The organism is Pseudoalteromonas sp. Ld19 (assembly GCF_045064135.1).
Classification (GTDB): domain Bacteria; phylum Pseudomonadota; class Gammaproteobacteria; order Enterobacterales; family Alteromonadaceae; genus Pseudoalteromonas; species Pseudoalteromonas aliena.
Genome location: NZ_JBISHA010000024.1, coordinates 1 through 15,966 on the forward strand (window position 1 = coordinate 1; position 15,966 = coordinate 15,966).

The following is a 15,966-nucleotide window of genomic DNA, read 5'->3' on the forward strand; positions in this document are numbered from 1 at the left end:
CACCGCCGTATACTTTTGCAAGTACGTTAGTGATTGCTGCAGTTAGTGTAGTTTTACCGTGGTCAACGTGGCCGATTGTACCAACGTTTACGTGCGGTTTTACGCGTTCAAACTTTTCTTTTGCCATCTTAAAAAATTCCTAATAAAGAAATTAAAGCCTGACTCACTATTGAGCCAGACAAGCTAAAATTATATAACAGCGCGAGCTGAAATTATTGTATCTGCAACGTTTTTAGAGGCTTCAGCGTACTTCACAAACTCCATAGAGTATGAGGCACGGCCCTGTGTTGCAGATCGTAAAGCAGTCGCATAACCAAACATTTCAGAAAGAGGAACTTGCGCATTAATTTGCTTAAGTCCACCTAATGCATCTTCCATGCCTTCGATTATGCCGCGACGACGGTTTAGGTCGCCAACTACATCACCCATATTTGAATCAGGCGTAAGTACTTCAACCTTCATTACTGGTTCTAAAAGTACAGGTTTCGCTTGTAGCGCCCCGTCTCTCATTGCCAGTGAACCCGCTATTTTAAATGCCATTTCATTCGAGTCTACATCATGGAATGAACCATCATATAAAGTCGCTTTAACGCCAAGTAATGGGTAGCCTGCCAGTACACCTTGAGACATTTGCTCTTGGATACCTTTGTCTACCGCAGGGACGAACTCTTTAGGAACAGACCCACCAACGGTTTCGTTAACGAACTCGTAAATTGGTGACTCATCATCCGTAATATCCATCGGTTCAAGTTTAATCCAAACGTGCCCATATTGGCCACGACCACCTGACTGACGTATAAACTTCCCTTCAACTTTAACAGTTGAACGAATAGCTTCTCGGTATGAGACCTGCGGCTTACCAACGTTACATTCAACACTGAATTCACGTTTCATACGGTCGACGATGATATCTAGGTGAAGTTCACCCATGCCAGAGATTATAACCTGGCCTGATTCTTCATCAGTTTGTACGCGAAAAGAAGGGTCTTCAGCTGCTAGTTTACCTAGCGCGATACCCATCTTGTCTTGGTCAGCTATAGTGCGAGGCTCAACCGCAATAGAGATTACTGGTTCTGGGAATTCCATACGCTCAAGCGTAATAATAGAATTCGGATCACACAGTGTTTCACCTGTTGTTACGTCTTTAAGACCAATAGCTGCCGCGATGTCGCCTGCGAAAACTTCTTTGATCTCTTCACGAGAGTTTGAATGCATCTGTACGATACGGCCAAGTCGCTCACGCTTACTTTTTACTGGATTATATACCGTGTCACCCTGTTTAACAGTACCAGAGTAAACACGGAAAAAGGTCAAGGTGCCAACAAACGGGTCTGTTGCAATCTTAAAAGCGAGTGCAGCAAACGGCGCTTTATCATTAGCCGGACGTTCTTCCTCAGTACCATTTTCTAAGATACCTTGGATTTGTTTCACTTGTTCTGGGGACGGCATATATTCAACAACGCCATCAAGCACAGCTTGAACGCCTTTGTTTTTAAATGCGCTACCACAAGTAACTGGAACAATCTCATTAGCTAATGTGCGTTGACGCAAAGCATTTTTAATTTCTGCTTCGCTTAACTCTTCACCTTCTAAGTATTTATCCATCAGTTCTTCTGAAGCTTCAGCAGCGCTTTCAACTAAATGAGAGCGCCATTCTTCAGCCAATTCCAGAAGTTCTGCCGGTATTGCCTCATAAGAAAAAGTCATACCCTGGTCCGCTTCGTTCCAGTTAATCACTTTCATTTTTATAAGGTCAATAACACCTTTAAAGTCGTCCTCAGCGCCTACAGGCAACTGAATTGGAACAGGCGTTGCTCCAAGACGAGATTTCACCTGGCTAACCACAGCTAAGAAGTCAGCGCCCGTGCGATCCATTTTATTTACGAAGATCATTCTCGGAACTTCGTATTTGTTCGCTTGACGCCAAACTGTCTCAGTTTGCGGCTGTACACCAGATGAAGCACAAAGAACAACTACCGCACCATCTAGTACGCGTAAAGAACGCTCTACTTCGATAGTGAAATCTACGTGTCCTGGAGTATCAATAATATTGATACGATGGGCGTCAAATTGAGCGTCCATCCCTTTCCAAAAACACGTTGTTGCAGCAGAAGTGATTGTGATACCACGCTCTTGTTCCTGCTCCATCCAATCCATAGTTGCAGCGCCATCATGTACTTCACCGATCTTATGAGAAAGACCTGTGTAGAACAGAACACGTTCTGTTGTGGTGGTTTTGCCTGCATCTACGTGAGCAACAATACCTATATTACGATAGCGCTCAAGTGGAGTTGTACGTGCCATATGATCCTCTTAAAGGTTAAAGACAGATTACCAACGGTAATGAGCGAATGCTTTATTCGCTTCAGCCATACGGTGAACGTCTTCACGTTTCTTAACCGCAGTGCCTTTGTTGTCAGCAGCGTCAACGATTTCTTGAGCTAAACGTAAGCCCATAGATTTTTCGCCACGCTTACGTGCAGCGTCTACTAACCAACGCATACCTAATGCGTTACGACGAACTGGACGTACTTCAACTGGTACTTGATAAGTTGAACCACCAACACGGCGAGATTTAACCTCTACCTGTGGGCGAATGTTATCAAGTGCAGTTTCAAAGATTTCTAGGTGCGACTTGCCTGATTTCTCAGCAGCCACGTCTAGCGCACCATAAACAATTTTTTCAGCAGTAGATTTCTTGCCGTCTAACATCACGATGTTAACGAATTTAGCAAGAAGTTCCGATCCGAACTTAGGATCTGGAAGAATTTTACGTTGACCGATTACGCGTCTTCTAGGCATTTTGTATCTCCGGTTTATTCAGGGTTGCTCTTTCGAGTCAATCACCCAAAACAATAATTATAAATATTTAGTGCTTGGCCTTACTAACGGAAAACATTAGCCTTTAGGGCGTTTAGTACCGTATTTAGAACGAGCTTGACGACGGTCGCTAACGCCTGCACAGTCAAGTGCACCACGAACAGTGTGAAAACGCACACCTGGTAAATCTTTAACACGACCACCACGGATTAGGATTACACTATGCTCTTGAAGGTTATGACCTTCACCACCAATGTATGAAGTTACTTCGAAACCGTTAGTTAAACGTACACGAGCTACTTTACGTAACGCCGAGTTTGGTTTCTTAGGTGTAGTTGTATATACGCGAGTACATACACCGCGCTTTTGCGGACACGCTTTAAGTGCAGCTGAGTTACTTTTCGTAACCTTACTACGGCGTGGCTTACGCACTAGCTGGTTAATAGTTGCCATTTAAATAGCTCCTGAAATTAAAATTACTACTGAAAAAAGAAAAAATCCGCCCTTTATTTACAAGCCTGCATTGAGCACACAAGTAAATGGGTGGCGGAATTTTAATGAGCAAAGTTTAACCTGTCAACCTAAACTGATAGTAAGACAGTATATAACTGTCTTACTATTTCTTAATCCATTGATTAAGAACAGTTTATTGATTTCCAGACAAATCAGCATTTAGGGCGTCTGTAAGTGCTTGAGTTGCCTCTTCTGCACTTACTGTTTGCTCTTCTACGACTACTTTGCTTTGTTTACGGCGAGCCATACGATCTTGATGATACGCAAAACCGGTACCGGCTGGGATCAAACGACCCACTATTACGTTTTCTTTCAGACCGCGAAGCTCATCGCTCTTACCATTCACTGCCGCATCTGTAAGAACACGTGTTGTCTCTTGGAAAGACGCTGCAGAGATGAAAGATTCTGTTGCTAGTGATGCTTTTGTGATACCCATTAACTGGATTTCAAACTTAGCTGGGATCTTACCTTGTTTTTCAAGGTCACGGTTTGCGATGTTTACGCGCGCCACTTCGATTTGTTCACCAGCTAGGAAGTCAGTATCACCACCGTGTATAATGGTACATTTACGTAACATTTGACGGATAATTGTTTCAATGTGCTTGTCATTGATCTTAACGCCTTGCAAACGGTAAACCTCTTGCACTTCGTTAACGATGTAGTTAGCAACATGAGTCACACCACGTAAGCGTAAGATGTCATGCGGTGATTCAGGACCATCGGCGATAACTTCACCTTTAGACACTTGCTCACCTTCAAACACGTTAAGTTGACGCCACTTGTGGATCATCTCTTCGTAATGATCACCTTCTGGTGGAGTAATAACTAAACGCTTCTTACCTTTAGTCTCTTTACCGAAGCTAATTGTACCAGTAACCTCAGCTAAAATAGCTGGATCTTTTGGCTTACGCGCTTCAAATAAGTCGGCTACGCGTGGTAGACCACCCGTGATATCACGAGTTTTCGAACCTTCTTGCGGGATACGTGCTAACACGTCACCAGGGTTTGCTGTAACGCCGTCAATTACTTCAATCGTTGTGAATGAAGGAAGACGTGTTTCTTGCAAGCCGCGCTCTTCACTTTCGATGATAAGCTTAGGTTCTTTTGTATTAACTTTAGCAAGATCTTTAACAACTACACGGGTTAAACCAGTTAGTTCATCAGTCTGCGCTTCAGTATTTGAGTCATCAATATCGCTGAACGATACTTTTGATTTATGCTCAAGAACGATTGGGTGACTATGCGGGTCCCAAGTAGCAACGATGTCGTTACCTTGAACTTCTGCATTATCTTTAACTGTTAATACCGCACCGTAAGGTACTTTATAACGCTCTTTCTCACGACCATGACTATCGATGATAGTAATTTCCGTTGAACGTGAAGTAATAACAATCTTATCGTCTGTATTTAATACATATTTAGAGTTATGCAGTTTTAACGTACCGTTAGTTTTAACTTGTACATTATTTTCTGCAGACGCTCTAGATGCCGCACCACCGATGTGGAAAGTACGCATCGTAAGCTGTGTACCTGGCTCACCGATTGATTGTGCCGCGATAACACCTACTGATTCACCTGCGTTGATGATATGACCACGTGCCAAGTCACGACCGTAACAGTTAGCACAAACACCAAAGTCATTATCACAAGTGATAACTGAGCGTACGCGAACTTCATCTACTGAGTGCTCTTCTAAAAGGTCACACAGTTTTTCGTCAAGCATGATATTACGTTCAACAAGTACAGTGTTAGTACCTGGAATTACAATATCTTCAGCAACAACACGACCTAGTACGCGCTCACGAAGCGCTTCTACAACATCACCACCTTCAATAAGCGGTTTCATTGTTAAGCCATCTTCTGTGCCACAGTCATCTTCGTTGATTACCAAATCTTGTGCAACGTCTACTAGACGACGCGTTAGGTAACCCGAGTTCGCTGTTTTAAGTGCTGTATCGGCAAGACCTTTACGCGCACCATGCGTTGAGATGAAGTACTGAAGTACGTTTAGACCTTCACGGAAGTTAGCGGTGATTGGCGTCTCGATGATTGAACCATCTGGACGTGCCATTAGACCACGCATACCTGCTAGCTGACGGATCTGAGCGGCACTACCACGAGCACCTGAGTCGGCCATCATAAACACTGAGTTAAATGACGGTTGCTCTACTTCTTCACCCTTCGCGTTGGTTACTGTGTCTTTCGACAAGTTAGCCATCATCTCACGTGATAAGTTTTCGTTTACACGTGACCAGATATCGATAACTTTGTTGTACTTCTCACCAGCCGTTACAAGACCTGATTGGAATTGTTGGTTGATTTCAGTCACTTCAGCTTCCGCTGATTCAATGATTTGTGCTTTAACCGGTGGGATAACTAAATCATCAATACCGATAGAAACACCTGACTTCATTGCATAATGGAAACCGGTGTACATAACTTGGTCAGCAAACACAACAGTGTCTTTAAGACCTAAGCGACGGTAACACTCGTTCAATAAGCTAGAAATCTGCTTTTTACCTAGTGGCTGATTGATTGACGCAAACGGCATACCTGTTGGTAAAATTAGAGACAAAATTGCACGGCCAACAGTTGTATCGATAACAGTAACAGTGTCTTCTACTACACCATCTTCGTTTTTAACTGATTGGCTAATACGTACTTTCACGATTGCGTGAAGGTCTGCATTACCACTACGGTATGCTTTTTCTGCTTCTTTTGGATCTTTAAATATCGCGCCTTCGCCTTTAGCGTTGATGCAATCACGGGTCATGTAATAAAGACCCAATACAACATCCTGTGAAGGAACGATGATTGGTTCACCATTCGCAGGAGATAGAATGTTGTTTGTTGACATCATCAATGCACGAGCTTCAAGCTGCGCTTCGATTGTTAACGGTACGTGTACCGCCATTTGGTCACCATCGAAATCGGCGTTGTACGCCGCACATACTAATGGGTGCAAATGAATCGCTTTACCTTCGATAAGCACAGGCTCAAACGCTTGGATACCCAAACGGTGAAGTGTTGGTGCACGGTTTAGTAATACTGGATGTTCACGAATTACTTCGTCAAGTACATCCCATACTTCCGGAACTTCACGTTCAACCATCTTCTTAGCTGCTTTGATTGTCGTAGCCATGCCGCGACGCTCTAGTTTGCCATAGATGAATGGTTTGAATAGCTCAAGTGCCATCTTCTTAGGAAGACCACATTGGTGAAGCTTAAGTGTAGGACCTACTGTAATTACAGAACGGCCTGAATAATCTACACGCTTACCAAGTAAGTTCTGACGGAAACGACCTTGTTTACCCTTGATCATATCAGCAAGAGATTTAAGAGGACGCTTGTTAGAACCTGTAATTGCACGACCACGACGACCGTTATCAAGTAGCGCATCTACCGCTTCTTGCAACATACGTTTTTCGTTACGTACAATAATGTCTGGTGCTGCTAAATCTAGTAGACGCTTAAGACGGTTATTACGGTTAATAACACGACGGTAAAGGTCATTTAGATCAGATGTCGCAAAACGACCACCGTCTAGTGGTACTAATGGACGTAGATCAGGTGGCAATACTGGAAGTACTGTCATGATCATCCACTCAGGGTTATTACCTGATTGGTGGAACGATTCCATTAACTTAAGACGTTTAGTGATTTTTTTACGCTTAGTTTCAGAGTTAATTGTTGGTAACTCTTCACGCATCTCAGCAATTAATTGAGCAAGATCGAGTTCACGAAGCAAGTCTAAAACTGCTTCAGCACCCATCTTCGCTTCAAACTCATCACCGTGTTCTTCTAGTGCATCTAAGTATTCTTCTTCACCTAATAACTGACCACGCTCAAGCGTTGTCATACCAGGCTCAGTTACGACGAATGATTCGAAGTAAAGAACACGTTCAATATCACGAAGTGTCATATCTAGCATTAAGCCGATACGTGACGGTAATGATTTTAAAAACCATATATGTGCAACTGGGCTCGCAAGGTCAATATGACCCATACGATCGCGTCGCACTTTAGTGAGTGTTACTTCAACGCCACACTTTTCACAGATCACACCACGGTGTTTAAGGCGTTTATATTTACCACATAAACACTCATAATCTTTCACTGGGCCGAAAATACGGGCACAGAATAAGCCATCGCGCTCAGGCTTGAAAGTACGGTAGTTAATAGTCTCAGGTTTCTTTACTTCACCGAATGACCATGAACGAACCATGTCTGGTGAAGCAAGACCAATGCGAATTGCATCGAATTCTTCGGTCTTATTTTGTTGCTTCAGAAACTTAAGTAAGTCTTTCACCTTAGCTCTCCTGTCGGAGTTAATCTTGAGGACGGATAATTTCGTCCCTACATTCTATTCAGCCGTAACAGATGCTGCAGCATTAACTGCAGCATCTAATTGGCTTAATTTTCTTCCAACTCGATGTTGATACCCAGTGAGCGGATTTCTTTCAACAATACGTTGAACGATTCTGGCATACCTGGTTCCATTTTATGGTTACCATCAACGATGTTTTTATACATCTTAGTACGACCGTTCACGTCATCCGATTTCACTGTTAGCATTTCTTGTAGAGTGTAAGCAGCACCGTAAGCTTCAAGTGCCCATACTTCCATCTCACCAAAACGCTGGCCACCGAACTGTGCTTTACCACCCAGCGGCTGCTGAGTAACAAGGCTGTAAGAACCAGTAGAACGTGCATGCATTTTATCATCAACTAAGTGATTCAGTTTCAGCATGTACATGTAACCTACGGTTACTTGGCGTTCAAACTGATCGCCAGTTCGGCCATCATAAAGTGTAACCTGACCACTTCTTGGGTATCCACCAAGCTCTAGCATGTCTTTAATTTCGCTTTCTTTCGCGCCATCAAATGCAGGAGTAGCTATTGGTAAACCACCTTTTAAGTTTTCAGCTAGACGACGAATTTCGTCATCCGTGAAGCTAGCAATGTCTACAACTTGGCGAGATTCACCAATTTCGTAGGCTTGCTTAATGAATTCACGTAGCTCATGAAGCTCACGTTGTTCTTTCATCATTTCTTCAATTCGTTCACCGATACCACGTGCAGCTAGACCCATATGTGTTTCAAGGATCTGACCGATGTTCATACGCGATGGTACACCTAGTGGATTCAATACGATATCTACCGTACGACCTTTATCATCGTATGGCATATCTTCTACTGGTACGATAGTCGAGATAACACCTTTGTTACCATGACGACCCGCCATTTTATCACCTGGTTGGATACGACGTTTAACAGCTAGGTATACTTTAACAATCTTAAGTACGCCTGGTGCTAAGTCATCACCCTGGGTAATTTTACGACGTTTGTTTTCAAACTTTTTATCGTATTCAGCTTTAAGCTCATCGTACTGTGCAGCTAGTTGCTCAAGTTCAGCTTGCTTGTCTTCTTGTGCAAGGCTTTGAGTAAGTAGTTTTTCAGCATTCAGTGACGTTAGTTTGTCTTCATCGAAGCCTGCATCAACAAGTAACTTGCGAGCACGTCCTAAAACGCCAGCTTCTAAAATACGGAACTCTTCGTTGAAGTCTTTCTTCGCTTCGCGAAGCTGCATGTCTTCAACTTCTAACGCACGTTTGTCTTTTTCAACACCATCACGGGTGAAGACTTGTACGTCAATTACAGTACCAGTTACAGAATTTGGTACACGTAAAGAGCTGTCTTTAACGTCAGACGCTTTTTCGCCGAAGATAGCTCGTAGAAGCTTCTCTTCAGGTGTCAGCTGTGTTTCGCCTTTAGGAGTCACTTTACCTACTAGAATATCGCCGCCTTTAACTTCAGCACCAATATATACAACACCTGATTCATCAAGCTTGCCTAGTGCAGATTCACCCACGTTCGGGATGTCTGCAGTGATCTCTTCAGGACCTAATTTAGTATCACGAGCAACACACTGTAGTTCTTGAATATGGATTGTCGTTAGACGATCTTCTTCAACTACGCGCTCTGATAGTAAGATTGAATCCTCGAAGTTATAACCGTTCCATGGCATGAATGCCACGCGAAGGTTTTGACCAAGGGCTAAATCACCTAAGTCAGTCGAAGGACCATCTGCTAACACGTCACCACGAGTAACCGGTTCGCCAACCATGCACGTTGGTTTTTGGTTAATACATGTGTTTTGGTTAGAACGTGTGTATTTGGTTAAGTTGTAGATGTCGATGCCCGCTTCACCTGGGATGCGCTCTTCTTCATGTACATTAACAACGATGCGACTTGCGTCAGCATACATTACTTCACCACCACGTTTTGCAACAATCGTTACACCAGAATCTTTCGCTAGTGTTAACTCAATACCAGTACCTACTAACGGTTTATCCGCTTTCAATGTTGGTACTGCTTGACGTTGCATGTTTGAACCCATCAATGCACGGTTAGCATCATCGTGTTCTAGGAACGGGATAAGTGCTGCCGCTACAGAGATCACCTGTTGTGGTGATACATCCATATACTGCTGGTCCATGCGACCCATAAAGGTAGATTCACCTTTGTGACGACATGGAATAAGTTCATCAACAAACTCATTGGTTTCAGTTAAGTTTGAATTCGCCTGTGCGATAACAAACTGACCTTCTTCAATGGCTGATAAATAATCAACTTCATCAGTTACAACACCGTCTACCACTTTGCGGTAAGGTGTTTCTAAGAAACCGTAGTCATTGGTACGTGCGTACGTAGACAATGAGTTAATTAGACCGATGTTTGGACCCTCAGGAGTCTCGATTGGACATACGCGACCATAGTGAGTTACGTGAACGTCACGTACTTCAAAGCCTGCGCGTTCACGAGTTAGACCGCCCGGACCTAATGCAGAGATACGACGTTTATGCGTAACTTCTGATAGCGGGTTATTTTGGTCCATAAACTGTGATAACTGAGACGAGCCGAAGAACTCTTTAACCGCTGCCGAAATAGGCTTAGCGTTAATAAGATCTTGTGGCATGATCGCGTCAAGGTCACCTAAGCTTAAACGCTCACGTACAGCACGTTCTACACGTACTAGACCAACACGGAATTGGTTCTCAGCCATTTCGCCAACACTACGTATACGACGGTTGCCTAAGTGGTCGATATCATCAACATCGCCTTGACCGTTACGAATAGCAATTAATACTTTCATAACAGACACGATGTCTTCTTTGCTTAATGTGCCAGGGCCTGTGTCTGTATCGTAACCAACACGGCTATTGAACTTCATACGACCTACAGTAGATAAGTCATAACGTTCTTCAGAGAAGAACAAGTTCTGGAATAAGGCTTCAGCCGCGTCTTTCGTCGGTGGCTCGCCTGGGCGCATCATGCGATAAATTTCTACTAATGCTTCTAAACGGCTGCTTGAAGAGTCAATGTTCAATGTATTTGACATGTAAGCACCGCTGTCCACTTCATTGATATATAACGTATCAATTTTAGTGTAACCAGCTTTAACTAGCTCAGCCATTAGCTCAAGAGTTAATTCATCATTCGCGCTAGCAATAACTTCACCCGTTGACTCGTCAACGTAGTTTTTAGCTATAATACGGCCAATAATATACTCATGAGGTACTTCTAGACGGTTAATGCCTTTCTTCTCGATGCTCTTGATGTGGCGAGCCGTAACACGACGACCGCTTTCAACAAATACTTCACCGTCTTCGCTCTTGATATCAAAAGCGGCAGTTTCACCACGTAAACGTGAAGGTACAAGTTCCATAAGAACTTTACCGTTCGCTACTTCAAACGTCGTGTTGTCGAAGAAGATTTCTAGGATTTCTTCACTAGAGTACTCAAGTGCACGTAGGATGATAGACGCCGGTAATTTACGACGACGGTCAATACGTACATATAAGTTATCTTTTGCATCAAATTCGAAGTCTAACCATGAACCACGGTAAGGAATAACGCGTGCGTTATAAAGTACTTTACCTGATGAATGAGTTTTACCGCGGTCGTTATCAAAGAATACACCAGGGCTACGGTGTAGCTGAGAAACGATAACACGCTCTGTACCATTGATTACAAAGGTACCGGTATCGGTCATGAGCGGAATTTCGCCCATGTAAACTTCTTGCTCTTTAATGTCTTTAACTGTGCCTGGCGCTTCTTTATCCATAACAACAAGGCGCAGTTTCACGCGAAGTGGAGCAGAATAAGTCACACCGCGAATTTGACATTCTTTTACATCGAAAACTGGCTCACCAATACGATAACTTACGTATTGAAGCTCAGAATTTCCCGAGTAGCTTTTAATAGGGAACACAGAACGGAAGGCAGCTTCCAAACCATGATCGCCATCAGCGTCCGGCACTAAGAATTTTTTAAACGATTCTAACTGTGTAGACAGTAAAAAAGGTATATCCAAAACTTGTGGACGTTTACCAAAATCCTTACGGATACGTTTCTTTTCAGAATAAGAGTAAGCCATGGGGTTCCTCAGCTTGCTGTTCTTTGACCCGACCTGTTCTTGTAAGAACAGACTTAACTGGCAGCTATGCCAAGATTTTACAACATTTAATTGTTGTTCTAACTTAGTCTTCCTTTTAACACTAGCAAACTATAAAGCGTTGAAAGTAAAGAAAAAATCAGATTTTATTTGCGCTAAAAGAGTAGTTCACTCCATAGCGCAAAAAGGCCGGTGATTAAATAATCACCAGCCCTTGCCTGATTTCTCAGGCAGCGAACTTAGCAAAAGCTAAATTACTTAACCTCAACTTCAGCACCAGCTTCAGTAAGATCTTTAGCAAGAGCTTCAGCTTCTTCTTTAGATACACCTTCTTTAACAGGTGTAGGAGCAGCTTCAACAAGCGCTTTCGCTTCTTTAAGGCCAAGGCCAGTTGCGCTACGAACAGCTTTGATTGCCGCAACTTTATTAGCGCCAGCGCCAGTAAGGATTACGTCAAATTCTGTTTTCTCTTCAGCAGCTTCAGCAGCTGGACCAGCTACCATTGCAGCTGCAGCAGTTACGCCGAATTTTTCTTCCATTGCTTCGATAAGAGCAACAACGTCCATTACTGACATTTCAGCAATTGCGTCAAGGATTTGGTCTTTAGATACAGACATTACAAATTTCCTAATAATTAACGGACATTAAGTCCAAATAAATTTTACACCGAAAGTGATTAAACAGCTTAAAATTAAGCAGCTTGCTCTTCTTTCTGTACACGTACTGCTTCAATTGTTTTACACAATTTGCCAGCAGACGCTTCTTTCATAGCACTCATTAAGCGTGCAACAGCTTCATCGTATGTAGGTAATGTAGCAAGCATTGCTGCATCAACAACATTTCCTTCAAAAGCGGCCGTTTTAAGCTCAAATTTCTCATTCTTTTTCGCGAAATCTGAAAAGATACGCGCAGCAGCACCTGGGTGCTCTGATGAGAAAGCGATTAAGCTTGGACCAACAAATGAATCAGAAAGACACTCAAAATCTGTTCCTTCAAGAGCACGTTTTGCTAAAGTGTTACGGACAACTTTCATCCAAACACCGTTTGCACGAGCTTCTTTACGAAGGGCAGTGATTGCGCCAACTGTTACACCACGAGAATCTGCAACAACTGCAGATAGAGCACCATTGGCTGCTTCGTTGACTTCAGCAACTATTGCTTTTTTGCCTTGAAGATTTAAAGCCATGGGTGTTACTCCTGGTTTAATGGGGATACCGATTATCGGACTCCCCTGTTCTACTCTTCCCTATCAAACAAGATAGAGATGCTTTTTACGGCGAGAGCCAGAAGGATTAGGAAAAATCTATCTGGGGTCTACACCGTCTACGTAGGTGAATATTAAGGCCGAAGCCACCTACGGTCTTGGACGGAAGCCCAATTTATCGTTAAACCTAAGGCTTAACGAAATTATGGACTTCAACCCGAATTCTTTACTTTGCTGACTAATAAATTAATCAACAAAATGGCGCGAAATTATAGTACAAATTTCACGCCATGTAAACACTAAATTAAGCTACTACTGTGCTTAAAGTGCTTTGGTCAACAGAAACACCTGCGCCCATTGTTGTAGAGATAGTTACTTTTTTCAAGTAAACACCTTTAGCTTGAGAAGGCTTAGCCTTCTTAAGTGCAACAATTAGTGACTCAAGGTTTTGTTGAAGTTGCTCAGCTGTGAAATCAACCTTACCAATAGTAGTATGGATGATACCATTCTTGTCATTACGGTAACGTACTTGACCAGCTTTAGCATTTTTAACTGCTTCTGCAACGTTAGGCGTTACAGTACCAGTTTTAGGGTTTGGCATTAGACCACGTGGGCCTAAGATTTGACCTAGTTGACCAACAACACGCATAGCGTCTGGTGATGCAACAACAACGTCAAAGTTCATCTCGCCTTTTTTAACTAGCTCAGCAAGATCTTCCATACCTACTAATTCAGCACCAGCTTCTTTCGCAGCTTCTGCGTTAGCGCCTTGTGTGAATACAGCAACACGAACGTCACGACCAGTACCGTTAGGTAGTACAGTTGCACCACGAACGTTTTGATCAGATTTACGAGCATCGATACCAAGGTTAACGGCAACGTCAACACTTTCTACGAATTTAGCTGTCGCTAACTCTTTTAAAAGAGCAACTGCTTCATTGATTTCGTAATCTTTTGTTACTTCCACTTTTTCGCGGATAGTACGCATACGTTTAGTTAATTTAGCCATTTCTTAGTCCTCTACGTTCAAGCCCATCGCACGCGCAGAACCTGCGATAGTGCGAACCGCAGCGTCCATATCAGCCGCTGTAAGGTCAGCTCGTTTTGTCTCAACGATCTCTTCAAGTTGAGCACGAGTTACTGTGCCTACTTTATCAGTGTTAGGACGGCCTGAGCCTGATTTGATACCAGCTGCTTTCTTAAGTAAGTAAGCTGCAGGTGGTGTTTTCATATCGAACGTAAAAGAACGGTCGCCGTAAACAGAGATCACTACAGGAACTGGAGCGCCTTTTTCAATAGATTCTGTACGTGCGTTAAACGCTTTACAGAATTCCATGATGTTCACACCGTGTTGACCTAGTGCTGGACCAACTGGAGGACTAGGATTAGCCATACCAGCGGCAACTTGTAGCTTGATTAGAGCTTCAACTTTTTTAGCCATTATAAATACCTCATTAGGTGGGTCTTAGCCTTGTGCGCGCGAGGACGCGTACTCTAGCGGCTTCCCAGTTTAAAAATTGGTTTCGTACTTTTTGTATAGTAAAAATTAATTTTACCTTAATACAAAAAGGCCGCTGATTATAAGATAATCAACGGCCTTTTTCAAGCTTCGTGCCAAAATTTACAAAAATAGTGACGAAGCTTTTTTAATCAATTACTTATCTTGTTCAACTTGACCAAACTCAAGTTCAACTGGCGTAGAACGACCAAAAATAAGTACAGATACTTTTACGCGGCTTTTTTCGTAGTCAACTTCTTCAACTACACCACTGAAGTCTGCAAATGGTCCATCTGTAACGCGTACAACTTCACCTGGTTCAAATAATGTTGCAGGTTTAGGTGCTTCAGCATTTTCTTGTAAACGATTAAGAATGCGTTCTGCTTCTTTAGGACTAATTGGCGCAGGACGATCAGACGTTCCACCAATGAAACCCATTACGCGTTCAGTACTGTTCACTAAGTGCCAGCTTGCGTCGTTCATATCCATTTGTACTAATACATAACCTGGGAAGAATTTACGCTCAGACTTACGCTTTTGACCAGCACGCATCTCAACAACTTCTTCAGTTGGTACTAATATCTCACCAAAGCTCGCTTCAAGACCTTCAATTTTGATATGTTCTATTAATGTTTGTGCTACACGCTTTTCGTAACCAGAAAAAGCCTGTACTACGTACCAACGTAATTTAATTTCTTTGTTCTCGTTCTCATCCGACATGGGATCAGATCTCCAATCCAGTTAAAAAGCCAACAGCACGGAATAAAATGCCATCTAATCCCCAAAGGATAAGTGCCATAATCACTGTTGCAACCATTACAATTAATGTCGTGTGGGTAGTTTCTTGGCGAGTTGGCCAAATAACTTTGCGTACTTCAATTCGAGCTTCTTTAGCGAAAGCAAGAAAGTTACGTCCCTTAAAGGTTTGTGAGGCAATTGCTAATCCAGCCGCTATTGCAACAACAACGCCGATAGCACGTAGTAATACAGACTGATCTGCATACATATGATTACCAACAACTGCGCCTGCAAGTAGCGCGATTGCTACTAACCACTTTACTGACTCCATCGCACTTGATGGTGTTTCTACATTCGTGCTCATAATATTATTACCTTAACTACAGACACAACAACTCTACACCTAGGTAGGGTTAATCCATTAAAATCTAAACTTAAAAACAGACTTAATTTAAACCGGTTTTTAATCTCAGACTACTCAACACACAAGTAAATCTGGCAGGGGCGGAGAGACTCGAACTCCCAACCATCGGTTTTGGAGACCGCTGTTCTACCAATTGGAACTACGCCCCTGCAAAGTGGATGCCTATTATACTTACGCAGTCCATTAACACAAGCCTAAAAGATACCCGCAGTGCAAAATCTCAACATTACATTTAAAAATCAATCTTAACATTGATTAAAAAGCAGTTTATGATTGTTCAAATACTCAGTTTTTACTTAGCCCAGCAGGTTA

General features: G+C 42.8%; 12 protein-coding genes and 1 tRNA gene. All 13 read right to left on the minus strand.

The features are described from left to right. On the minus strand, positions 1-127 hold a 127-nt coding region (locus tag ACJJVZ_RS18830), incomplete at its 3' end, for a GTP-binding protein (protein WP_033023824.1). Between the two features lie 62 nt (positions 128-189). Continuing rightward, positions 190-2,304 (minus strand): elongation factor G, encoded by a 2,115-nt coding sequence (fusA, locus tag ACJJVZ_RS18835; protein WP_405602711.1) that lies wholly within the window; start codon positions 2,302-2,304, stop codon positions 190-192. A 27-nt stretch (positions 2,305-2,331) separates the two neighbouring features. Then, positions 2,332-2,802 carry a 30S ribosomal protein S7 gene (gene rpsG, locus ACJJVZ_RS18840; protein WP_010392135.1) on the minus strand — a complete coding sequence of 157 codons (471 nt, stop codon included), beginning with the start codon at positions 2,800-2,802 and terminating at the stop codon, positions 2,332-2,334. Between the two features lie 96 nt (positions 2,803-2,898). After that, positions 2,899-3,273: a 30S ribosomal protein S12 gene (rpsL, locus tag ACJJVZ_RS18845; RefSeq protein WP_008165517.1), complete on the minus strand. Its 375-nt coding sequence runs from the start codon at positions 3,271-3,273 to the stop codon at positions 2,899-2,901. 193 nt (positions 3,274-3,466) lie between these two features. Next, a complete protein-coding gene (gene rpoC, locus ACJJVZ_RS18850) occupies positions 3,467-7,642 on the minus strand; it encodes a DNA-directed RNA polymerase subunit beta' (protein WP_182701848.1) in 4,176 nt (1,391 codons plus the stop codon). A 104-nt stretch (positions 7,643-7,746) separates the two neighbouring features. Continuing rightward, positions 7,747-11,772: a DNA-directed RNA polymerase subunit beta gene (gene rpoB / locus ACJJVZ_RS18855; RefSeq protein ID WP_182701849.1), complete on the minus strand. Its 4,026-nt coding sequence runs from the start codon at positions 11,770-11,772 to the stop codon at positions 7,747-7,749. 272 nt (positions 11,773-12,044) lie between these two features. After that, a complete protein-coding gene (gene rplL, locus ACJJVZ_RS18860; RefSeq protein ID WP_077536746.1) occupies positions 12,045-12,407 on the minus strand; it encodes a 50S ribosomal protein L7/L12 in 363 nt (120 codons plus the stop codon). A 74-nt stretch (positions 12,408-12,481) separates the two neighbouring features. Further along, positions 12,482-12,976, minus strand: coding sequence for a 50S ribosomal protein L10 (gene rplJ / locus ACJJVZ_RS18865; RefSeq protein ID WP_002958881.1), 495 nt, complete (start codon positions 12,974-12,976; stop codon positions 12,482-12,484). A 322-nt stretch (positions 12,977-13,298) separates the two neighbouring features. Then, positions 13,299-14,003: a 50S ribosomal protein L1 gene (gene rplA, locus ACJJVZ_RS18870; protein WP_182701850.1), complete on the minus strand. Its 705-nt coding sequence runs from the start codon at positions 14,001-14,003 to the stop codon at positions 13,299-13,301. Positions 14,004-14,006: 3 nt separating this feature from the next. Beyond that, positions 14,007-14,435, minus strand: coding sequence for a 50S ribosomal protein L11 (rplK, locus tag ACJJVZ_RS18875; protein ID WP_024610771.1), 429 nt, complete (start codon positions 14,433-14,435; stop codon positions 14,007-14,009). Positions 14,436-14,648: 213 nt separating this feature from the next. Next, positions 14,649-15,212, minus strand: coding sequence for a transcription termination/antitermination protein NusG (nusG, locus tag ACJJVZ_RS18880; protein ID WP_007378450.1), 564 nt, complete (start codon positions 15,210-15,212; stop codon positions 14,649-14,651). Positions 15,213-15,216: 4 nt separating this feature from the next. Next, positions 15,217-15,594 carry a preprotein translocase subunit SecE gene (gene secE, locus ACJJVZ_RS18885; protein ID WP_002958877.1) on the minus strand — a complete coding sequence of 126 codons (378 nt, stop codon included), beginning with the start codon at positions 15,592-15,594 and terminating at the stop codon, positions 15,217-15,219. A 132-nt stretch (positions 15,595-15,726) separates the two neighbouring features. Further along, positions 15,727-15,803, minus strand: a tRNA-Trp gene (locus ACJJVZ_RS18890). Positions 15,804-15,966 lie beyond the last annotated feature (163 nt).